The organism is Rhodococcus sp. KBW08 (assembly GCF_003852455.1).
Classification (GTDB): domain Bacteria; phylum Actinomycetota; class Actinomycetes; order Mycobacteriales; family Mycobacteriaceae; genus Rhodococcus_F; species Rhodococcus_F baikonurensis.
In genome coordinates this window covers 164,417-187,082 of record NZ_QAJJ01000021.1, presented here as the reverse complement: position 1 = coordinate 187,082, position 22,666 = coordinate 164,417, and the positions used below count along the sequence as shown (strand labels likewise).

Sequence of the window (22,666 nt, the reverse complement as noted above, 5' to 3'; positions counted from 1 at the left end):
AAGAGAAGCCCCCCAACCATGCATGGTTGGGGGGCTTTCTCATACCCAAAACACACCCCCGACCGCGAGCGAACGGTACCTTCGTCGCCTCAGATCGACCGAACGTACCGTTCACAACATCAGGGCAGGGCAGGGCAGAGCGAAGGCAGACGGGGTGAGGAAGATGCCGGCGCCGAAGCACGTAGCGACTTATTAGCCAAGGTACAGATTGTGAACCCCCTCATAAGTTCGAAGTACTCTCCGATTTTGTGCCTTTGTCCCTAGCACTTTGGCCTAGGCTGAGTGACATGGTGGGGTTGAGCAGCTCGAGGGTGTCGCATTTGCGACTCGTTCCGACGGAACCGGAAGAACTGCAAAGGTTTGTTCAAGAAGTTGGCGGAGAGCGTGGGGGCTTTCCGTTTGCGCGCTCGTTGCGTTCGCAGCGGCGCTCGGTTCCAGCGCAGTACGCGATACGTATCAGTGTCGACAATGTTTCCACTCAGATCTGGCGACGAATTCTCGTCACTTCAGATCTGAATCTGGATGACCTGCATTCCGTGGTCCAACAAGCAATGGGGTGGAGTGACCTCCATTCGCACGCCTGGTCCAAGTCCGGGAGGAGATTTCCGGGTGAGGTCGAAGAGTATGTGGCGTCCGGAAGCAACGCAGAACAGCGCCGCCCCGGTCGAGTGGCGGTCGTGGAGTCCGCGGTACGCCTGGACGAGGTCATGGTCTTGCCAGGTGATGAGCTCAGCTATCGCTATGGGCGTTACGGGAATTGGCGCCACACACTGACTCTCGAATCTTCGGACCGACTGCCCGACGGTTTTCAAGTTGTGTGCGCCGCGGGTCGCGGCGCATGTCCTCCGGAAGAATGCGTCGGGCCTGACGAGTACGAGCAGCTCCTCGGTGTCCTCGCTTCGGAGAAGCTGCGCTCCCACGAGTGGACCCTCGAATGGCCGCAAACTGAATTCGAGCCGACACGATTCGAGATCGCCGAGGTCAACGGTCGCCTGTCCGACAGGCGTACATCTCGACCGGACGAGATCGTTGCGCCGTACGACGTTGCAAAGCTCGTCGAATGCCTGGAACCCGCGCGAGCCCCGGAATTGCACGCGGTTCTGGACCGAGCGGGCATCGAAGATCGGTCGGCAGTCGGAGAGCTGATCCACCTCGAAGCCGGACACCGCCTTCAGGCGGTCCTGACGCTGATCGGTGTCGAAGGGATCGAGGCGGATGATTTCTTCACGACCGTCGACGCGATGCTCGACGAACCTGAACTGGGACCTGTCAATCTCCCCAAAGGGCGATCACTCTTCGCGGTACTCAAGAGGTTTGGCCTGGTGCGAAAGCACAAAGGGCAGATTGTTCTGACGAAGCGGGGACAGTCAGCTCAGCGGGACGCGTCGATGATGTGGTCGGTAATCGTCGAAGGGGTTCCGGTTGCGCCGGGTGGCTCGCAGCGGGCGGTGGAGCTCCTTGCACTCCTCGCCGTTGCGGCCGGAATGTCGCCGTCAGATCGTCATCGCTTCGTCTCGCGAGCGCTCGAGCCGATTCGCGCGTCGAGCATCCTGATGTCTGGAGCTCAGACCTCCAAACGTGACACATCGGGGAGCACTGTAGAGGTGCTTGGTTTGATCGGGGCTACGGGCTACGAGCTGGGGAAGTTCGGCACCAAAGCGGACTCGTCCTGGGCTCCCTATCTCGCGAGGGCGATTCTGCAGCGTTAGCTCGAGCATGGTCGCAGACAAACGAAACGGGGTTCAATCCGGAAATACCGGATCGAACCCCGTTTCGCGTACCGATAGAGATCAGATGTTGACGCCGTAGTCGCGGGCGATACCGGCGAGTCCGGATGCGTATCCCTGTCCGACTGCGCGGAACTTCCACTCGCCGTTGTGGCGGTAGAGCTCACCGAAAAGCATGGCGGTCTCGGTGGAAGCGTCTTCCGAGAGGTCGTAGCGTGCCAGCTCGGAGCCATTCGACAGATCTACGACGCGGATGTAGGCGTTGGTGACCTGCCCGAAGGACTGGAGTCGAGCGTCCGCGTCGTGAATCGAGACGGGGAAGAAGATGTTGGTGACGTTGGGCGGTACAGCCGGGAGGTCGACGTTGATGACTTCGTCGTCGCCGTCACCTTCACCGGTGAGGTTGTCGCCGGTGTGCTCGATGGATCCGTCGGGCGAGCGAAGGTTGTTGTAGAAGACGAAGTGCAGGTCGGAAAGGACCTTGCGTTCCGGGCCGGTGACCAACGCGCTGGCGTCGAGGTCGAAGTCGGCACCACTGGTACTGCGTGCATCCCAGCCGAGACCGACTGCGACCTTGGTGAGGTTGGGTGCGGCCTTCGACAGAGATACGTTGCCGCCCTTGGCAAGTGTGACGCCCATTCAGGTTCCTCTCGTTCGAACGAAGTGAAGTTCTTCGTTCGGGAGTTCTGTGTTGTCCGTTCTCGACTCACATTACCGTGAGCGGGTGGGTGCGGTTCGACCGAATAGGCACCTCACTCGAACAGCGCGCGAAGATCCTCGGCGTCGAGTCCGGTGCCGAGTGTCCCTTCGGCGTCCATGACATTCGAGAACAATGCCGACTTTTTCGCTTTGAGTGCCATGACCTTCTCTTCGATCGTGTCTTTGGCAATGAGACGGTAGACCATGACGTTTCGCGTCTGCCCGATGCGGTGAGTGCGATCGACCGCTTGTGCTTCGGCGGCTGGGTTCCACCAGGGATCGAGGATGAAGCAGTAGTCGGCCTCGGTGAGATTGAGACCGAAGCCACCAGCCTTGAGGCTGATCAGAAAGACGGGCATTGCGCCAGACTTGAACTCCTCCAGGACTTCACCGCGATTGCGCGTCGAACCGTCGAGGTAGCTGTAGGGGATGCGCTCTGCGTCGAGTCGGGCGCGCACCGAACCGAGGAATCCGGTGAACTGACTGAAGATCAACGCACGGTGCCCGCCGGCGATGACGTCGTCCAATTGCTCGACGAGAGCGTCGACCTTGGCCGACGGGACGGGTCCGTTTTCCTCGTCGACCAGCGAGACGTCGAGGCTGAGTTGGCGTAGCAGCGTCAGCGATTGCAGGATCGTGAATCGGTTCTTGTCGACGTCGTCCAGCAATCCGAGAATCTTCTGCCGTTCGCGTTGTAGGTGAGTGTCGTAGATTGCACGATGACTCGGATGCAACTCGATCTCGAGTATCTGCTCCTGCTTCGGCGGCAAGTCTGCGGCCACCTGTTCCTTGGTGCGCCGAACCATCAGCGGTTTGACGCGCCGTCGAAGTTGCGCCAATCGCTCTGTGTCGCCTCCCTTTTCGATGGGGTTGCGGTAGAGGTCGGTGAAGGTGGTGGGACTGGGGAACAGTCCGGGTGCAGTGATCGCGAGGAGCGACCACAACTCCATCAGATTGTTCTCCATGGGAGTTCCGGTGATCGCGAGTTTGAAAGGTGCGTCCACCGCTCGCGCGCACTGGTGGACTTTGGACTTGTGGTTCTTGGCGAATTGGGCTTCGTCGAGTACCAGTCCGGACCAGAGGACTGCGGAATACGCCTCGTTGTCGAGGCGAAAGAGTGCGTACGACGTCACGACGATGTCTGCCCCGTCGACGAGTGTTGCCAGGTCGGTTCTTCTGCGCCGCAGAGTATCCGTGATGACAGCGGCGTGGAGGGTTGGTGCGAACTGGGCCACCTCGGATTTCCAATTGGAGACCACGCTGGTGGGAGCAACGATCAGAAAGGGCGGCGCCGCTGGATTCGATTGCCGTGCAGCGCAGATCATTGCGAGGGTTTGCAGGGTCTTGCCCAGGCCCATGTCGTCGGCGAGTATGCCGCCCAAGCTGTGCTGCCGGAGGAAGTTGAGCCAGCGGAATCCGTCGACCTGATAGGGACGCAATGTTGCCGTCAATGTGTCGGGGACTACGACGGGATCGATCCCGGAACTGTCGAGCAATCCTGCGATCTGCTTCTTCCATGCTGCTGCCTGATGTTCGACTCTTCCCAGTGTGGTCAATTCATCCCACAGCCCGGCTTGAAACTTGCTGATCGCGAGTTTGCCGATTGGGCGATCGAGCAGTGACCGCGCTTCGGTGATGAGTCGGTGTAGACCGAGAAGGTCAGGTGCGTCGAGTCGGAAGAAGGCGCCGTCCGGTAGCAGGATGTGGGTCTCACCCTTGCTCAGAGCGGAGAACAGTGTTGTGAACGGAACACTTTGTCCCGCAACGTCGACGGTGACATCGAGGTCGAACCAGTCGGATCCGCTGTTCCCGTCGGGGGCTGACGTGCTGAGACCGATTACGACAGCGTCGTCTGCAGAACGATAGTCGGCCGGCGTGCCCGCGACGGTGAGGTCGACGGCGGCGTTCGCGTCGAGTTGGGGGAGGAGGTCGAGTGTGAACTGCATGGAATCGAGACCGGTCAGCGTTCCCGCGAGAGTGGCCTTCGCCCCGGCCGCACCGAGGCTCTTGGCGATGGCATCTTCGGCCACGTGATTGCGGACCTCGGACTCGTCGGTGGATGTATCCGCGGTAGAAATGATCAGTTCGTCGGCATCGACGGTGTACTTCCATGCCGATTCGATGTCGATGCGATGGTTGTCCTCGTACGTGGCGACCAGTTGTAGCCGAGGACCGGACACAGTCGGTGGGTTGTAGGTGCCGTCGGAAGATGTGACGGGAGCGAGGTTTCCGAGTTTGAACACGAACCGTGACGTGAACGCATCCCGATGCTCGGCGGGTATGTCGACTGACTTTCCGGAGTCGATCAACTGCCTCAGTTGGTGGGTTACCGGCGTGTGTAGTGGTGCGAGCGTGATCGCGTTGGCGTCGTCGAGCGTGAAGACGCCATGTGCCGGCGTGCCGACGAGTCCCCAGTCGGAATGAGTGACGATGTGCCCACCGGCCTGAATTCGGGGCGTGAGACGGAGGTTGTCGTCTTCTGCTCCGTGGACGTCGAGGCAGATGTTGGCATCGTCGAGTAGGGAGACGTTGCCGAGGCCGGCCTTCGAGTGAACGAGTGAAACACCCAGGCTGATCGCCTCACGAAGCAGCGACCAGAGTTGCGGGCTCGTGAACCCGGCAAGATCGATTTCCGCGGCATTCTGATTGCGGTAGTAATTGCCGGCGCTGTGCAGGAGATGTATGTCGCGTAGAACCCGGAGGTGATCCGCAGGGAACTGAAAGGTGCTTCCGAGTTTGTTCCAGGCGAGTCCGCCGGAGATCCACCCTCTCGCTCCTGGTTGCACTGGTTTGACGAGGAGCCGTGTCGATGTGCCCTTGGTTCGGGGGCTGAATTGAATGCCGAGTCCGCGAGTGGCACCGAGGTCGGGGTCGGGTCGGAGCAACTGCTCGAGCGCGCCGTCCCACCCGTGTTGTTGTGGCGTCGTGTTCGCCTCGGCCACTGCTGCGAGTACCAACGCAGCCACGTGTTTACAGTTCATCCGCACGGGACACGTGCAGAGGCCGCGTGCGAAAGTTGCGGTACCAGTCGCGCTGCGGGTTACCGAAATCGTGCAGGTATACGGCTCTCGTGCAGTTCCCGACACAGCGCCGGTCAAGGTGTCAGCGGTGTCGTTCCATCCGATGGATTCGACTGCATTCTGCCGCAGGTAGGCAAGACCGCGTTCGTAGGTGGTTGTGCCCACGACAGCGCGAATTCGGTCGAGGTCGAGGGCCCTGACTGAATCCGGTTGCACGGGGCCAGCCTAGTAGCGGTGACCGACAGATCTCTTCGTGGTCATTTGTCCAAGAAAGTTCGAACTGCACGGTATGTTCACGGAAAACATCTTTGACTGGTTTGGGAGTTTCATGAGGACTGAGCGGCGTGCGTGGATCCGATCTGCGCGCACAGGTGCGGTGTGTGTGGCCGTTTGTGCACTTTCTTTGCAGTTGGGCGGACTGTCGACGGCAGCCCCGAGTTCCGAGAGCGCGGGAAGCTCGGGAAGTCTGGGCAGCGTCGAGGGCAGCGTGAGTTCGGGGTCGACGATCCCGGGACCACTTCAGGAGGATCCGGGCCCCAAACCGGACCTGCGCGACGACATCGTCGTCCCGGCCATCGTCGGTGAGAAGGTGACCGCACCGCAAGCGGTCAGGCTGACGGTGGCGTCGCCTGCACTTCGACGCGAGGTCGGCGTCGAGATTTTGCTACCCGCTGACAATTCGGTTCCGCGCCCGGCGCTGTACATGCTCGAGGGTGTCGACGCCGGTGAGAAGAGCAGCGGATGGATGACGATCGGCGGCGCTCCGGCGTTCTTCGCCGACAAGAACGTCAACGTCGTGATGCTCAACGGTGGAATCGCGAGCCTGTACTCGGACTGGGAGAATCCGGATCCGCGGCTGGGACTGCACAAGTGGGAAACCTTCATCACCGAAGAGTTGCCACCGCTGATCGACGCACGGTTGAAGACCAACGGCATCAACGCGATTGCCGGCAATTCCATGGGTGCAATGGGTGCAATGATGCTCGCCCAACGCTTTCCAGACATGTATCGTGGCGTCGCGGTTTTCAGTGGCTGCTACTCCACGATGGATCCGCTCGGCCGAACTGCCGTCCAGGCCACGATTTCTTCGCGAAGCGGAGATCCGGCCAACATCTGGGGTGTGCCAGGAGGCCCCGAGTGGGAGGCACACGATTCGTTGATCAACGCAGAGAAGCTGCGTGGCAAGGAGATCTACGTGTCGACGGCCAATGGTCGTCCCGGATCCGACGAGACTCTGCAGACTCCGGAACTACTCGAGCGTCTGGTGATCGGCGGCGGCATCGAGGTTGCTGCGCACGCCTGTACCAAGATGTTCGACGCGCGGTTGCAGGAGCTGAAGATTCCGGCCCAGGTCGATTACGAGCCGAACGGCACACACGCGTGGGCATATTGGCGTGAACGACTACCCAAGGCGTGGCCGACTTTGTCCCGGGCGTTGGGCGTCTGACGGTTCGGCAACAGTTTGTGCAGTTCCGGGTGAAAAGCAACGTCCCCGCACCGTATTGCTCAGGTGCGGGGACGCTGCTGTTGTCAGCGAGGGTTACGCGTCGACAAGTTCCTCGGCGAAGGGATCACCGTTGCGGGGAGCGTCGAAGCGCTCCTTGTCGAGGATGCCCTCACGCTTTGCGACGATGACCGGAACCAGAGCCTGGCCGGTGACGTTGACTGCGGTACGGCCCATGTCGACGATCGGTTCGACTGCGAGGAGCAGTCCGACGCCGGCCAGGGGAAGACCCAGGGTGGAGAGCGTGAGTGTGAGCATGACTGTCGCACCGGTGGTTCCGGCCGTTGCTGCCGAGCCGATGACCGAGACAACGACGATCAGCAGGTAGTCGGTGAAAGTCAGCGGGACGTCGTAGAAGCCGGCGACGAAGATTGCCGCGATCGCGGGATAGATTGCAGCGCAACCGTCCATCTTGGTGGTGGCACCGAGCGGAACGGCGAACGAGGCGTACTCACGCGGAACACCGAGGTTGCGTTCGGTGACGCGTTCGGTCAGCGGCAGAGTGCCGATCGACGAGCGCGAGACGAAGCCGAGTTGAGTTGCAGGCCAGACACCGGAGAAGAAGCTTCGGACCGAGAGGCCGTGCGCGGCAATCAGGATGGGGTAGACCACGAAGAAGACGATGGCCAGACCGATGTAGATGGCGGCGGTGAATACGCCCAGCGAGCCGATTGCATCCCAGCCGTAGGTGGCGACAGCGTTGGCGATCAGTGCGGCCGTACCGATCGGGGCAAGGCGAATGATCCACCACAGGACCTTCTGGACGATCGCGAGCAGTGACGCGTTGAACTCGAGGAACGGAGCAGCCTTGGGGCCGATCTTCAGCGCCGCGATACCGATTGCGCCGGCGATGACGAGCAGCTGCAGGACGTTGAAGCTCAGGGATGTGGTTGCTACTCCCTCTGCGACGGAAGTCTTTGCGCCCAGCCCCAGGAAGTTGTTCGGAACCAGTCCGGTGATGAACGCCCACCACGAACCCGAACTCTTGGGTTCCTTCGCAGCGTCGGCGGCGACGTCGGTCCGCGAACCGGGATCGGTGATCAGGCCGACGATGATGCCGATGATCACGGCGATGAAAGCGGTGATGGCGAACCAGAGCAAGGTCTGCACGGCCAGGCGAGCTGCATTGGCGACCTGGCGGAGGTTGGCGATCGAGCTGACGATGGCGGTGAACACCAGCGGGATCACCGCAACGGTGAGCAGCTTGACGTAACTAGAACCGATGGTCTGTACGGTGCCGACCAACCAGTTGACGTTGCCGTCGGCTGCGTCAGGCATTGCCCGGGCGACGAGACCGATGATGACACCGAGTACGAGACCCGCGACGATCTGCGGTCCGAATGCCGTCGCCCAGGACGGAAAACGGGACGTGGACTTTTCCGGCACGCCGGTGGAGGTGGAGCTGGGCATGACTATGCCTTTCGAAAATCATGGGAGCGAAACGCAGCGCGGCACCAGAGGCCGGGCAGATTCGAAGAAATGTTTCCTGGTACGCGTCAGGTCAGAGCGAGCGCGGACACATTGCGCTCGCCTGCAGGCGAAGGTCGACGTAACGCCGACTGGTCAGGAACAACACTGTCCACACACTACTCGCAGCTTCAACTACTCGATCCCGAGGGTGGCCGCGGGAGTTCGCTTCGTGTTCGTCGGGCGTGCCCCGATCAGTCACTGTTGGTCGGTTGACTAGTCTCGACGATCAGTAGGTGCCGCACCGGCGCCTACGCGTCGGCAAGCGGAAGCGAGAGACCGATGAGCGTTCGGAATGCCGAGTACCCGCGTCCGAAGCATTTCCTGGTGCACCTCAGTGACACGCATCTGGTGGCTCAGGGGGAGTTGTACGACGCCGTGGATGCGTCGACGAGATTGCGCGAAGTGCTCAGCGGGATCGTGGCCTCGGGCGCACGCCCGGACGCACTGATATTCACCGGCGACCTGACCGACCAGGGGCACCCCGACGCATACGCGGAATTGAAAGCCATCGTGGAACCTGTGGCGGCCGAGATCGATGCGCAGGTCGTCTGGGCGATGGGCAACCACGACGACCGCCCTACGTTCAGATCGTTGCTGTTGGGCGAGGACGCCACCGATCATCCCGTCGACAACGTCTACGACCTTGACGGACTGCGGGTGATCACCCTGGATTCGTCGGTTCCCGGTCATCACTACGGTGAGATCACGGATCGTCAATTGGATTGGCTACGAGCAGAATTGGCGGTGTCGGCGCCCGACGGAACAATTCTGGCGCTGCATCATCCGCCGGTTCCGTGCATTCAGGATCTCGCCGTTCTGGTGGAGTTGCGCGATCAGTCCCGGTTGGCAGACGTATTGCGTGGCAGCGACGTCCGGGTGATTCTTGCCGGGCACCTGCACTATTCGACGACGGCGACGTTTGCCGGCATTCCGGTGTCCGTGGCGTCGTCGACGTGTTACACCCAGGACTTGAACGTGGAAGTCGGTGGGCAGCGTGGTCGTGACGGGGCTCAGGGGTGCAACCTGGTGCACGTGTACGACGAGACAATTGTTCATTCGGTCGTTCCACTCGGTGCGCACGTGACGGTCGGTGAGCCCGTCGACGCGGCCGAGGGTGCCCGCAGGCTCGGCGCTGCCGGTATTCGAATCCGCGAGAGCGAAAAGGCAGGCCGCTCGATCGTCTGAGGTGGCAGGCGGTTTCCGGCACCCCCGCGCAGTTCTGGGCGATTGCCGGGCGGTCGCGTACTCACTACCGTCGAGGTAGGTGCAGAGCTCCAGCAACAAGGACCGGCTAGCTGGACGGCAACCCTTCATGCCGATGGGGTGCCCCGGAATCACACCTGGCGACACGCGCGGTGCGTGTCGCAAGCGGCAGTCGCCACGAGAACCGTCAGCCAGGTGCTGACGGCTTCTGCGGTCGGCACTGTGCGCTCCCGAGTAGTTCTCGAACAGGAGTATGCGCCGATGACCTCCACCCCTTCTCGTCTTGCTCCGCTGCATCTCGCCGTAGCGCTGGACGGTGCCGGTTGGCACCCTGCAGCCTGGCGAGAGCCACACTCGCGTCCGAGTGAACTGTTCAGCGCGTCGTATTGGACCGACGTGGTGACGACCGCCGAGCGCGGTCTGCTCGATTTCGTCACCATCGAGGACAGTCTCTCGGTGCCGGCCAACCCACTCGAACCCGTCGACGACGCAGTTGATCGGGTTCGCGCTCGGCTCGATGCGCATCTCGTGGCCGCGCGCCTGGCACCGATCACGAGCAACATCGGCTTGATCCCGACCATCACCACCATTCACACCGAGCCGTTCCACGTGTCCAAAGCCGTTGCCACGCTGGATTACACCTCGCGTGGTCGCGCCGGGTGGCAGGTGAAGGTGTCGGTGTCGGAACCCGAGGCAGCACAGTTCGGGCGTCGCGACATCCCGGCCCTCACCGATGCCGACCGTCAGTCGATCGTTTCCGGCGTCCTCCCGGACTTCGTGCGCGACCTGTTCGACGAAGCTGCGGAGGCAGCTGACGTCGTCCGGAGACTCTGGGACAGTTGGGAGGACGACGCCGAGATCCGCGATGTCGAACAGCGTCGATTCATCGACCGGGACAAGCTGCACTACATCGACTTCGAAGGAAAGTACCTCTCGGTTCGTGGACCGTCGGTGACTCCGCGCCCGCCGCAGGGCCATCCCGTCGTCACCGCATTGGCTCATCAGCGGGTCGCATACGAGCTGGCGGCGCGGACGGCCGACCTGGTGTTCGTGACGCCGTTCGACGACGAGCAGGTCACGGCGATCCTGGGTGAAGTGCGAGCAGCCGAGGAACACGTGCAGCGCACCGGCGAAGCGCTTCGGGTCTTCACCGACATTGTCGTCTTCTTCGATACGACCGAAGAAACAGGGAAGGAACGACTCGCTCGCCTCGACGCGCAGGCCGGCGCCGAATACCGTTCGGACGCACTGACCTTCACCGGATCCGCTGCTGAGTTGGCGGATCTCCTGCTCCGGTGGCAGCAGTTGGGAATCGGCGGCTTCCGGTTGCGGCCGGGTGTCGTCGTGGACGACCTCGACGCGATCGCAGGTGAGCTGGTGCCTGAATTGCAGCGGCGCAGCGCATTCCGTACCGAATATCCGCAGACGAATCTTCGCGGACTGCTTGGTCTACCCATCGACGTTCCCAACCGCTACGCCGCCGGTACTTCGGCCGCCTGACAGACGAGGAATACATTTTCATGAGTTCTCAGAAGCGTAAGCAGGTCATCCTCGGCGCCTACCTCGGCGGCGTCAACCATCACACTGCATGGTGGGATCCGCAGGCGGGCAGCCAGATCGAGTTCGATTCCTTCGAACACACTGCTCGAACCGCCGAGCGTGGGAAGTTCGACTTCTTCTTCCTCGCCGAAGGTCTCGCCCTTCGTGAACGTGCGGGACAGATATTCGATCAGGACATCATCGGTAGGCCGGACACCTTCACAGTCCTTGCATCGTTGGCGGCAGTAACCGAACACCTCGGCTTGGCCGGCACCATCAACGCCACGTTCAACGAGCCGTACGAACTGGCCCGCCAATTCGCGACGCTCGACCAGTTGTCCGGTGGCCGCGCCGCCTGGAACGTCGTCACCTCGTTCGATGCGTTCACCGGCCAGAACTTTCGCCGCGGCGGATACCTCGACCGCGCGCAACGATACGAGCGTGCGGAGGAGACCGTAGCGCTGGTGCGTGAACTGTGGGATTCGTGGCGCAGTGACGATATCGTGGCCGACAAAGCATCAGGGCGCTTTCTCGCGCGACCGGATGCCGGTGAATTCGCTTTTCATGGATCACATTTCGACGTGAACGGCCGATTCACAGTGCCGCGTAGCCCGCAAGGGCGCCCGGTTATTCTGCAGGCCGGGGTGTCGCCGCAGGGGCGCGATTTTGCTGCTGGTAATGCCGACGCGATCTTCTCACCGTACGGTCAGTTGCCCGAGGCGGCCGACTTCTATCGCGATATCAAAGCACGTGCCGTCGCGGCCGGACGCGACCCGGGTGACATCAAGATCCTGCCGTCGGCGAGTTTTGTTCTCGGCACCTCGGAGGCAGATGCGATCGAGAAGTACCGCGATATTCGCGACCAGCAGGTCACAGGTCAAACGGCCCTGGTGTTGCTCGAGCAGATCTGGAATCTCGATCTGTCGAAGTACGACCCCGAAGGGCCGCTACCCGATATCGCTCCGGACCCCGAAGCTCCGCCGATCATCGAGGGGCGCGCCTTTATTCACCAGGATCGTTTCGCGACCGTGGCAAAACTGCGCGCGGTCGCGGAGAGCAAGAAGTTGAATTTGCGCGAGGTGGTGATCGATCAGTTCGAGCGTGGACCGATCGTGGGTACACCGCAGCAGGTTGCCGAGAAAATCGATTCGTTTATCGGCAACGACGGTTCGGACGGATTCATCCTCGGCTCGCACCTCGTACCGACGGGACTCGACGAGTTCGTCGACGACGTGGTGCCGTTGCTGCAGGATCGAGGTGTTCTCCGCAGCGACTACGAAGGAACGACGTTGCGTGACAACCTCGGTCTGCCTATTCCGGTGCAGCGGGAGCATGTGACAGCACGCTGATCGACCGCAGTGGCGAGGGCCCAGCCGAAATCGGCTGGGCCCTCGCTTCGTCTAGGCTTCCCAGGGAGCAGGGATGGGGTAGTAGCTCTCCAGGAACTCCGTGATCTTGCGCGTGCGAAGTTCCAGATCGATCTCCGGAGCGCTGCCGTCGTTGAGGCAGAAGAAGTCCATGGAGCGCTTGGCGAGCAGCGAATCCATGTCGCGCAAACCGGCCTTGACCGTCGTGTCGACGTATTTGACGGCTGCGGACTTCTGCACCACCGACCGTCCACTCATCAGTGTGTAGTAGTGATACAGCGAATTGGTCACCGAGATATTGGAACTCGCGCGGAAGGTGCTTGCTGCAGTTGCCGCGAAGTCTTCGGCGAACTCGCGTTCCATCTCGGCCATCACACTCTTGCGCAGTGGCGTCGCTGCGTGCTCCAGATGCCTGGTGGTCATCAGACCGAAGCGGTCCTGCAGCAGTCGGCGGTTGACGCGGGCGGCATTCTCGAACCCGCTGCGGTCGTTGTCGTTGTGGCCCAAACCGATTCTGGTGTCGGCCTCGATGAACATGCTGATCCCACCGGGGGAGAAGAACATGTCCGGGCCGACGGGGCGACCGAAGAACATGTCGTCATTGGAGTAGAGGAAGTGTTCTGCCAGACCCGGAATATGGTGCAGCTGGCACTCGACAGCTTGAGAATTATGGGTGGGCAAGACACTTGGATCGGCGAAGAACTTTTCGCTGGGCATGAACGTGACTCGCGGATCGTCGGCAAGCCAGTCCGGACGATCGGAATCGGTTGCGACGAAGATCCGTCGGATCCACGGCGCGTACATGTGGATGGACCGTAGCGCGTACTTGAGCTCGTCGATCTGACGGAAACGCGCCTCTGATTCGTCCCCCTCACCGACGATGTAGTTCTGCATCCGCTTGGCGCGCTGAGCCTGAAACTCTTTGGAAGAGCCGTCGACCCAGGAAAAGACAAGGTCGATATCGAAGCTGATATCGGAGGCATGATCGGCGAACATGTTCTCGATAGTCGGCCAGATCCGGCCGAATCGCTCGACGGTTCCTCGGACAGCTTCTTCGGGGAGGACGGTTCGTCGTGTCAGTGAGTTCTCGACGGGTAGGACGATTTCTTCGTCGGAAATCGACCACAATTCGATTTGAACGCCGATGTTCGCGCCGTAGTTCATCCCGCTTGCGACGTGAACCCTCGGACGGAACAAGCGGAAGATCCGTGACTTGTTGGTTTTCGACAGGGCACCGTCCGCGACCAGGAGTGCTGGGCTCTTCTTCGCGTCGACAGTTTTGGAATAGAAGGGTGCGTTGGCGCATCCCTCGACAAGTGCCTGCCGCAGGTTCTTGCGTTCGGTCCAGCTGACCGCGATGACCGGGCGCTCGTCGTTTCCGCGGACGAGTAGATACTCGATTCCTGCGGCGTCGAGGATGTCGCGGATGAACAGTAGATCTTCGACCATCGCTTCGAGCGGCGTGGTGGTCGTGATCGCGAGGGCAAAACGATTCTTGAATCGGACAGTCTCGGGTAGTTCACCCATCCGTGCGCGTGACGCGGCCGACGCCGGTTCCACGGGATTGGGGCTGTCCTGCTCCGGGGGTACGAAGTAGATGTCGTGCGGAGCGGGAGATTCTGTAATGGGATGCCTTCCGATTCTGATCCAGCTGTGTATCTGTCGCCCCCGACGCTGCGAGAGCGTGGTGGCGACGAGCTCAGTCTATGCCGTCGGCGCCGAAAGTCGGACATGAGTGACGGGGATGGGTAGGGCGGGGCGAGTCGGGTACCCCGAGGACCGAAGCGAGAGTGAAGGAGGAGTTCCCATGCGTGTGAAAGCGATGGTCGGAACGGGGGCGATGGCGGTTGCGCTGGCTGCCGGCCCAGTTGCGACAGCGTCTGCGGAGCGAACCGAGGCAGCGGGGTCGGAGGGTTCACCGGAGATGCTGACCTGCGAGGTGGTCTTCGATGCACTCGAAGACATGAGCCCGGAATGGACGGAAGAGGGGATCGATCAGGTCGAAGATTGGTGTGAGGCGATCACCGGCGAAGAAGACTGAGCGTCAGCCGCGCGAGATCACTCGTCGCGACAGTCGCCACCGCCCGTCTTCGAGTTCGAACTCGTCGGCGTAACTCCCGACGCCACTGAGCTTGGGAATTGTGGTCGTGTCGACGTAGAACGTCCACACCGCATCCGCGCGCGCTGTAGTTTCCGAGGTCACGTCCACGGCGATCGCCGTGGTGACGTGGCGTGTGAATGTGCCCGGGCCTTGTATCCCGGCCGCCCGACGCTCGCGTACTCCAGCAGCAATTTCTTCACGGCCACGTCGTACCTGTGCGGGGATACTGCGATCGGGATTAGCGGGCATGTTCCATTCGGCCTCGCGGGTGAACTGCTCCACGTAAGCCTCGACCGAGCCGGTATCGGCAAGATGCGCGATCCGAGCGAGCGTTGAACGAATCTGTTCGGCAGGGCCCTCGGGTTGCATGCTGTCCTCCGTAGACGTGGGTGCGGCAGGTCGCACGCTACAGCTCATGACGCCAACGACGACGGCCTCGTCCCAGTGAGTGGCAATATTCTCCGACGAGGGAGCGGCGAACTTTGAGATCACCTCGAGTTCAACCGTATTCGAGGCCGCAGCGTAAATGATTGAGTGTTCACAGTAGGCAGCGCCATGACGACTGCCGTGCCCACAGGCTTGACCGACTCACAGGAGATCGCCATGTCCGTCACCGAACTCGAACGCGTTATCCAGACCCCGGAGCAGATCTACGCTGCCGGCGGAATCACCGTCCACAAAGTGGGCGAGCTGATCGGCGCCCGTATCGACGGCGTCCATCTCTCCGGGGACTTGTCCGAAGAGACCGCCTACGCGATCAACTATGCGCTGGCAGCGCACAAGGTTGTGTTCTTCCAAGGGCAGCAGCATCTCGACGACACGTCGCAGTACGAATTCGCCGGAACCCTCGGCACGCAGACCACCCCGCACCCGACGGTGAAGTCCAGGGGCGACAAGCTGTTGGTGCTCGACCGCGCCGCCAACAGTTGGCATACGGACGTGACGTTCGTCGACCGCATCCCGAAAGCCTCGATTCTGCGAGCGACGACCATTCCCGAGTACGGCGGAGCGACCACGTGGGCGTCCACCACCGCTGCATACGACCAACTGCCGCCTTCACTGAAAGTCTTCGTCGAGAATCTGCGGGCCGTTCACACCAATGCCTACGACTACGCCGAGGTCGCCAACCAGGCGAACCCGGTAGACCCGGAGCGCCTGGCCTACTACGCCGAGTTCACCCGAGAAATCTACGAGACCGAACACCCGGTGGTGCGGATCCATCCGGCGACGGGGGAGAAGACCCTCCTGCTCGGTCACTTCTTCAAGGAGTTCGTCGGGCTCAAGCCGTCCGAGTCGGTCGCTCTCTACCAGATCCTCCAGGCGTGAATCATCAAGTTGGAAAACACTGTTCGATGGAACTGGACGGCCGGCGACCTGGCGATCTGGGACAACCAGGCGACTCAGCACTACGGGATCGCCGACTACGGGACTCAGGCCCGCAGTGTGCACCGAGTGACATTGGCCGGCGACGTCCCCGTCGACGTCCACGGCGAGCAGAGTCGAATCCTCCAGGGGGACGCCGCGGAGTATTCGATCATCGCGGACATCGATCGGCTTCCCGGCTTCGCCGCGAACTGATCAGTCGTGCTGCGGGTGATCCGGCGGGAACATCTGTCCCCATGAGTGACTGCACGCTCGGCACGTCCATTCCGGGGTGTCCGGTCCCACGACGCAGCCCGTTCCGGCGAGCCACGGTAGGTGATCGAACGGATGGACCGGCATCCCCGGGGCACACTGAGCGGTTCTGTGTGCACCGCACTGCGGGCACAGTGGATTCTTCGACAGCATGTAGTCGATGAAGTTGGTGTGCCCGGAAATGGCCATCCTTCCGGTGCATTTGCGGCACAGGACGGCTGGGTAGTCGTCCCCAAGTTCGGCCCGCCTGAAGATCCGTGGTGCGGAATGAAAGTGAAGGCGATCGCCGCTGTTGAACTTTCGCAACGGCATCGGTGAGCTGCAACCGGTGCAGTCTCCGCGCTCGTTCATCAACGTTCGGGCGTGGGCAGCCGTGGACATCGGATCCAGTGTGTCGATGTCGCCGATGTAGGGCGCACCGTAGGACTGGACGGCCGTGAGAATCCGGTCGGCCAGTGCGTCGTCGACCGGCCCTGGATCCGTGGGAAAAGTGATGGACCATCGTTGTTCGAGTTCGGGAACGACGGGTAAAGAGCGGAGCGCGCTCACTTCTTCGTCGACTTCCATCCGCGACGTGCCGTCGAACGGCGCAGCCACGGTCTCGATGCAGAGCACCGTGCGAGGAGTGGTGTCGAGAACAGTGATCACCAGGTCACCGATGGCCATCTTTCCGTGCATGATCCAGGGATCCACACGCGCTCTGGGTTCGAGAAACGCGACTACGGCATCGATCCATGGCGTGCCGAGTGCGATGAATACGTGTTGACCGGGGCTCCGCGTGATCATCGGACGATTCTCGCAAGGGCTGCCGACAACGTCAGGCTTTGACCACCTTGCGCCCCAGCAGCGATGCAACCAATCCGTCGACGAAGGTCGCCTGACGGCCGAGAGGATCCGAGTCCGCCGCTGCGACGCTTCCGATCGACATCGATCTCGTCAGGCCGGTCTCGCTGATGAATTCGGCGGCCAGGTGCGCTTCTCGGAATGTGAGGCCGCCCAGATGCGTCGTGTCGTCGACGCCGAGAACACGCCCGTCGATGATGTCCATGTCGAAGTGGACGTGGACACCGTTCACGCCCTGGCCCGCCGCGGCGAGGACATGAGGCATCAAGGCTGCCATGCCATGACGATCGATCTCGTCGATCGTCACCAGCAACACCCCGTACTCGTCGAGTGCGCGCTTGTGATCGACCGTGGCGTTCTTGACCCCCACCAAGACGGTGTTCTCCAAACTGGGGCCGTGCAGATCCGCCGCGGACGACAGCAATTGCTCGATATCGCCGTGGGAGGCGAAAATGATTGCACCCAAATCGGTTCCGGGTTCGGTGGCGATCGGAATTCTGGTGTTCTGCCAGGCCTCGGAAGTGAGCCACAGCGGCAACGTCGTGAGATCCGCGGCAGCGTTCTCGGCTTGGATGCAGTTGAATCCGATTCCGGACATGTCTTCGCGTAGACCGTGATCGAGGAGATGGCGTGCCAGGCCGGCAGTTTCGAGGTCGATCAATTCGACTGTTGCATTGGCGTCGATCGGTTCGGTGCCCAGGACATAACGCTTTTCGACGTAGGGCGACGTCATCGCCATCAAGAGCGCGCCGTAATCGATCGTGAAGTCGACCGTGCCACCCAGTCGGTATTCGTCGCCTGTTTCTCCGGCGTCGACGAGGAGGTGATCGCTGCTGGCACTGATCACCTTCAGGCGCGGATCGATCGGGGTCAAGCCTTCCGGCGAGATGTCTTCGCGGCCGATGGACAAGATCAGGCGTCGGCTCGGCTTGTCCTCGTTGTCGAAGACGGGGCGTCGGCCGAATGCATCTTCGCCTGAGACTCCATACGGCCGCGACGGCTTGACCTTCGCCTCGATGATGTCCGCGGTGAGAGTGAAGGCATCGTTGTTCAGCAGTTCGTACAGTCCGGGGGGAGTAGGTGATTCGGCCAGTACGATGCTGGCGCCCAAACGCAGATGGTTGATCCCCTCGGGCATCGTGCCCGTCTCGAGTAGTGGCAGTGAGAACGTATTGCCGCCGGAAACGATCGGCAGTTCGATCGAGAACCGCTTCGTGATTTCGTCGGCTAGGTAGACCAGATTCGACAGGTTGTCGACGGTCGGTTGGATGCCGCCGACGCAGGCGAGGTTCGCGCCGATTCCGATCAGTCTGATGCCCTCGATGGGAAGGATTTCAGCGACTACGTCCAACGCCTCCGCCGGCAGGATCCCTTCGCGGAGATCTCCGAGGTCGATCATCAGCACGATGTCGTGGACGACTCCTCGCGTTTGTGCTGCTCTGCCCAGAGCAGCAATCGTCGTCAACTCGGAGTTGAGGCTGATGTCCGCGTAGCGGATCGTGTCGTCGATCTCGTTCAGCGACGGTGCGCGGATCAGCATCAGGGGAACGGTGATGCCGTCGCGGCGAATGCGGGCCAGGTTGTCCAGGCGGGAGTCGGCGATCTGCGTGACGCCGCCGCGGACCATTGCTCGTGCCACTTTGGGGGATCCGCACGTAGATTTGCTGACACCGGCCACCGATATACCGTGAGCGCTGGACGCCTCGACGAGGACGCGCGCATTCTGTTCGATACGACGCAGGTCGACGGTGATGGTCGGTCCGGTCATGATCTCCCCGTTTTCTCCGAAGGCGGTTCACGATCCGGGCATTCCAGACCGGACGGTTGGCGTGAGCTGGGCAACTTTGCTCCAACTGTTGTGTCGCAGGACACTTACGTGCAGTATGAGGATACAACAGTTTCCTACCAGGCACTCTAGAGGAGCGTCGATGGCTACTCTCGTCAAACACGTACTTCGGCGCAAGCCGGCTTTGCAGATAGACCAGGAGACCGGCGCAGATACCAACGGCGGTGAGCTGACCCGCAGTATCGGTTTGGCGCAGTTGTCCATGTTCGGCATCGGCGCCACGATCGGCACCGGTATTTTCTTCGTCCTCTCGCAGGCGGTCCCGGTTGCGGGTCCGGCAGTGATCATCTCCTTCATTGTTGCCGGTGTCGTCGCGGGACTCACAGCGATTTGTTACGCGGAGCTGGCCGGAGCTGTCCCGGCGTCGGGCTCGTCGTATTCCTACGCTTACGCGACGCTCGGAGAGCTTCCAGCCATGGCCGTCGGAGCGTGTCTGCTTCTCGAGTACGGAGTCTCGGCCGCGGCGGTGTCCGTCGGATGGTCGCAGTATTTGAACCAGCTATTGGGCAACCTCTTCGGGTTCCAGATTCCCGACGCGTTGTCACAAGCGCCGGAGCAGGGCGGCATCATCAATTTGCCCGCAGTGATCCTGGTGTGCCTGTGCGGTGTTCTGCTCATTCGCGGCGCCAGTGAATCGGCCAAGGCCAACGCCATCATGGTCTCGATCAAACTTGCAATTCTGTTGCTCTTCATCGTGGTCGGCATCGCCGGATGGAACAGTAATCACTTCGCCGACTTCGCACCGTTCGGATTTAGCGGCGTCATGTCCGCCGCCGGAATCATCTTCTTCTCGTACATCGGCCTCGACGCAGTGTCTACCGCCGGTGAAGAAGTGAAGAACCCTCGTCGCAATCTCCCTCTCGCGATCCTCATTGCACTCGTGTCCGTCACCGCGATCTACATCGCCGTCGTCGCTGTGGCGATCGGTGCACAGGATTCCGCGTCGTTCGAAGGTCAGGAAGCCGGACTGTCCGCCATCCTCGAACAGGTGACCGGATCTACCTGGCCGGGAACACTTCTGGCCGCCGGTGCGGTGATCTCCATCTGCAGCGTCACGCTCGTGGTCATCTACGGTCAGACCCGCATCCTGTTCGCGATGTCACGCGACGGCATGATTCCGTCGATCTTCCACAAGGTGAACCCGCGAACTCTGACGCCGGTGCCCAACACCATCATCGTCTGCGTCGTCATCAGCATTCTGGCTGGTTTCATTCCGATCAACTTCCTCGCCGAAATGACCAGCATCGGAACCCTGGTGGCCTTCCTCGTGGTCTCGATCGGGGTCATCATTCTGCGGCGCAGTGACCCGGACCTGCCGCGCAGCTTCAAAGTTCCCGGCTATCCGGTGACGCCGATCCTCTCGATCCTGGGCTGCCTGTGGATCATCAAGGACCTCCGAACCGTCACGATCTACGTGTTCCTCATCTGGGTGACCGTCGCGATCATCTGGTACTTCGCCTACGGTATGAAGCACTCGCGCCTCGGTGCGAAGAACCGCGCCGAACTGGGATCGGAGTCCGAGTCATGACGCTGCTCGCGGGATATGCACCCGACGGTGACAGTTCCGGAACCGTCCATCTGGCAACGCTGTTGGCGCGCTCGTCCGGTGAACCGCTGGTGATCTGCGCGGTGATTCCCTCGCCGCCACCGCCCGGAATGGCGCGTGTCGACGCCGAATACCACCAGCAATTGCGAGCCGAAGCCGAAGCGGCACTGGCGAAAGCGCGGGCAGACATGCCCTCCGACGTCGACGTGACCTATGTCGTGCATGAGGCTCAGTCGACGTCGAGTGGCCTGCTCGATCTCGTTCACGAGCACGAAGCCAAGATGATCGTCCTGGACTCGTCCACAGCCGGGGTATTCGGCCACGTGGCTCTCGGCAGCGTCACCTCCCGCTTGCTGCACAGCTCCGACGTCCCGGTCGCGCTGGCGCCGAGGGGATTTCGAACCAAGCCCGGTGAGGTGGTTCGCCGCGTCACCGCCGCGTACTCGGGCACACCCGATCAGGACGACCTGGTGCTCGCCGCCGCGACCGTGGCTGCGCGTGTCGATGCCGGACTCAGATTGGCGGCGTTTGCAGTTCGCGCAAACGCGCAGTACACGACCACGCTCGGGACCGAGGGGGACTCGCCGGTCGTCTCCGAGTGGGCCGAGGTGGTCGAGCGCGAGACGAATGCTGCCTTCGAGAGAGTGCGTGCACTGCCCGAAATACCTGACGTCATGGAATCGGTTATCAGCCATGGTCGTAACTGGGCCGAGGCGCTCGAGGGCATCGAGTGGGATCGAGGTGACGTTCTGACGGTCGGCTCGAGCAAGGCAGGTCCACTGGCGCGGGTGTTTCTCGGCAGTCGGGCAGCGAAGATCGTGCGGTACTCGCCGGTTCCAGTGGTGGTGGTCCCGCGATCGGCGTCGACTCGAATAGTCGATCAGGCCGAATCGGAATAAAGATCAGGGCCGACGAGCGGAGTGCTTGTCGGCCCTGATCTTTCAGACGGAGCGAGCGAAGAGCGCGGGCTCGGAGCCGGGAACCTGAGATACCTGCTCTCGGGCAACCAGATGGCGAAGGTGAGCTGCACCCTCGGAGAGTGCCATCGTCTTGCCCATCGGGGAGATCTCGGCCCACGGCTTGTACCACTTCATCTTTGCCGCGACGTCCCACACCGTGAGCTTGTCGTCGGCGAACTCCTGCAGCAGGTGATCGAGTCGTTCCTGGTGGTGCTCGATCAGCTCGCCGGCGCGACCTCCGACGTCGTCGATCGGAATGCCGTGAGCGCCGAGACCGCGGGTGATGTTCATGTTCTGCACCCGTGCGAGCGAGTCGAGGAAATCGGCGAGGGCGTCACGCTCGTCGAGTGGGTACACGAAGTTGCCGACGTGTGGGGTTGTCTTCTGCAGGACGTGGTCGCCGGTGAACATGACGTCGGCGTCGTCGAGGTAGAAGCAGACGTGGCCAGGCGTGTGGCCGGGGGTGTAGACAACGCGGAGGCCGCGGCCGGTCAGCGCGATGATCTCGTCGTCCGCGAGAAGGCGGTCGGGAGCGGACTCGGGGCCCACGGGAGACTCGCCCGCAGCTGTCAATTTAAATGCATCGCGGTCGGCTTTGGGGGCTCCAGCGCGTTCCATGTTCTCGAGCTGGTAGGCCATCCACTCGTCGTCGCGTGCAGTCGACATCTGATCGAACAGGTAGTGGTCGTCCTCGTGCATCGCGATCCAGGCGCCGGATGCCTCGCGGACCCGTCCGCACAGTCCGGTGTGGTCCGGATGGAAGTGCGTGACCACGACGCCTTCGATGTCGGTCACCGAATGCCCGATTTCGGCGAGCCCCGCGTTGAGGCCCTGCCAGCCGTTGTCATCGCCCCAACCAGCGTCGACCAAGATCAGTCCGCCGGGGGATTCCATTGCGTAGACGAGCGTGTGCCCGAGCGGGTTGTCCGTGATCGGGACAGGAATCTGAAATATGCCATCACCGATGGCTGCCGCACCGTTCATATCAAGTACCTCTTAACGATAAGGGAACGCACTCTTAGTACTTCATGTTTACCGTGCGCTCGTTTGGTTGGTGACACAGGTCCTGCCTGGCGGGAGTTCGGCATGTTTTCGGTCGACTTCGGATCGGTGAGAGTTTTATCGACCGACTGGTCTCGTTTAGTCGAAAGATGCTGCTGATTAGTAGATTTCGCACGTTGGTTGCATTGGGAGCGTCGGTCGGTTG

General features: G+C 61.7%; 16 protein-coding genes, 1 pseudogene and 1 riboswitch. Of the genes and pseudogenes, 9 read left to right on the top strand and 8 right to left on the bottom strand.

The features are described 5' to 3' along the window. Nucleotides 1-287: 287 nt before the first annotated feature. Nucleotides 288-1,709, top strand: coding sequence for a plasmid pRiA4b ORF-3 family protein (locus DBV08_RS27880; protein ID WP_260395786.1), 1,422 nt, complete (start codon nt 288-290; stop codon nt 1,707-1,709). Nucleotides 1,710-1,790: 81 nt separating this feature from the next. Here the strand turns inward: DBV08_RS27880 and DBV08_RS27875 are convergent, their stop codons facing one another. After that, the gene (locus DBV08_RS27875) at nt 1,791-2,366 is read right to left on the bottom strand and encodes a TerD family protein (protein WP_003940660.1); all 576 of its coding nucleotides are present in this window, start codon (nt 2,364-2,366) and stop codon (nt 1,791-1,793) included. A 113-nt stretch (nt 2,367-2,479) separates the two neighbouring features. Then, entirely contained in the window at nt 2,480-5,662 is a 3,183-nt protein-coding gene (locus DBV08_RS27870; RefSeq protein WP_124569549.1) for a DEAD/DEAH box helicase, read from the bottom strand. 112 nt (nt 5,663-5,774) lie between these two features. On the opposite strand from DBV08_RS27870, the gene DBV08_RS27865 reads away from it, so the two are divergent. Then, nucleotides 5,775-6,893, top strand: coding sequence for an alpha/beta hydrolase family protein (locus tag DBV08_RS27865; protein WP_124569548.1), 1,119 nt, complete (start codon nt 5,775-5,777; stop codon nt 6,891-6,893). Nucleotides 6,894-6,986: 93 nt separating this feature from the next. Here the strand turns inward: DBV08_RS27865 and DBV08_RS27860 are convergent, their stop codons facing one another. Then, the gene (locus tag DBV08_RS27860; protein ID WP_095971492.1) at nt 6,987-8,360 is read right to left on the bottom strand and encodes a dicarboxylate/amino acid:cation symporter; all 1,374 of its coding nucleotides are present in this window, start codon (nt 8,358-8,360) and stop codon (nt 6,987-6,989) included. Nucleotides 8,361-8,699: 339 nt separating this feature from the next. Here DBV08_RS27860 and DBV08_RS27855 point away from each other — a divergent pair, with 339 nt between their 5' ends. From DBV08_RS27855 to DBV08_RS27845, 3 genes are all read left to right on the top strand, one after another. Beyond that, nucleotides 8,700-9,605, top strand: coding sequence for a phosphodiesterase (locus DBV08_RS27855; protein ID WP_124569547.1), 906 nt, complete (start codon nt 8,700-8,702; stop codon nt 9,603-9,605). A gap of 78 nt (nt 9,606-9,683) precedes the next feature. Further along, nucleotides 9,684-9,797, top strand: a riboswitch (SAM riboswitch). Next, the gene (locus DBV08_RS27850; RefSeq protein ID WP_185564953.1) at nt 9,780-11,123 is read left to right on the top strand and encodes an LLM class flavin-dependent oxidoreductase; all 1,344 of its coding nucleotides are present in this window, start codon (nt 9,780-9,782) and stop codon (nt 11,121-11,123) included. It overlaps the preceding riboswitch by 18 nt. Nucleotides 11,124-11,143: 20 nt before the next feature. Next, on the top strand, nt 11,144-12,511 hold the full coding sequence (locus DBV08_RS27845) for an NtaA/DmoA family FMN-dependent monooxygenase (RefSeq protein WP_124569545.1): 1,368 nt from the start codon (nt 11,144-11,146) through the stop codon (nt 12,509-12,511). Between the two features lie 51 nt (nt 12,512-12,562). Here DBV08_RS27845 and DBV08_RS27840 read toward each other — a convergent pair whose 3' ends face one another. Further along, a complete protein-coding gene (locus DBV08_RS27840) occupies nt 12,563-14,056 on the bottom strand; it encodes a stealth family protein (protein ID WP_020970156.1) in 1,494 nt (497 codons plus the stop codon). A 280-nt stretch (nt 14,057-14,336) separates the two neighbouring features. Here DBV08_RS27840 and DBV08_RS27835 point away from each other — a divergent pair, with 280 nt between their 5' ends. Further along, nucleotides 14,337-14,570, top strand: coding sequence for a hypothetical protein (locus tag DBV08_RS27835; RefSeq protein ID WP_007729258.1), 234 nt, complete (start codon nt 14,337-14,339; stop codon nt 14,568-14,570). Nucleotides 14,571-14,573: 3 nt separating this feature from the next. On the opposite strand, the gene DBV08_RS27830 is transcribed toward DBV08_RS27835, so the two are convergent. Beyond that, complete coding sequence (locus tag DBV08_RS27830) at nt 14,574-14,999, bottom strand: nuclear transport factor 2 family protein (RefSeq protein ID WP_124569544.1); 426 nt, start codon at nt 14,997-14,999, stop codon at nt 14,574-14,576. A gap of 234 nt (nt 15,000-15,233) precedes the next feature. On the opposite strand from DBV08_RS27830, the pseudogene DBV08_RS27825 reads away from it, so the two are divergent. Continuing rightward, nucleotides 15,234-16,208, top strand: a pseudogene (locus tag DBV08_RS27825) (TauD/TfdA dioxygenase family protein). Here DBV08_RS27825 and DBV08_RS27820 read toward each other — a convergent pair. Beyond that, nucleotides 16,209-17,051 (bottom strand): hypothetical protein, encoded by an 843-nt coding sequence (locus tag DBV08_RS27820; protein WP_124569543.1) that lies wholly within the window; start codon nt 17,049-17,051, stop codon nt 16,209-16,211. Between the two features lie 31 nt (nt 17,052-17,082). Beyond that, nucleotides 17,083-18,876, bottom strand: a complete 1,794-nt coding sequence (locus DBV08_RS27815) for an alanine racemase (protein WP_124569542.1) — start codon at nt 18,874-18,876, stop codon at nt 17,083-17,085. 160 nt (nt 18,877-19,036) lie between these two features. Here DBV08_RS27815 and DBV08_RS27810 point away from each other — a divergent pair, with 160 nt between their 5' ends. Both DBV08_RS27810 and DBV08_RS27805 read left to right on the top strand, forming a co-directional pair. After that, nucleotides 19,037-20,482, top strand: a complete 1,446-nt coding sequence (locus DBV08_RS27810) for an amino acid permease (protein WP_124569541.1) — start codon at nt 19,037-19,039, stop codon at nt 20,480-20,482. Further along, nucleotides 20,479-21,399, top strand: a complete 921-nt coding sequence (locus DBV08_RS27805) for a universal stress protein (RefSeq protein WP_124569540.1) — start codon at nt 20,479-20,481, stop codon at nt 21,397-21,399. The genes DBV08_RS27810 and DBV08_RS27805 overlap by 4 nt, the downstream gene beginning before the upstream one ends. Before the next feature lie 42 nt (nt 21,400-21,441). On the opposite strand, the gene DBV08_RS27800 is transcribed toward DBV08_RS27805, so the two are convergent. Further along, nucleotides 21,442-22,443 carry an MBL fold metallo-hydrolase gene (locus tag DBV08_RS27800; RefSeq protein WP_124569539.1) on the bottom strand — a complete coding sequence of 334 codons (1,002 nt, stop codon included), beginning with the start codon at nt 22,441-22,443 and terminating at the stop codon, nt 21,442-21,444. Nucleotides 22,444-22,666: the final 223 nt, after the last annotated feature.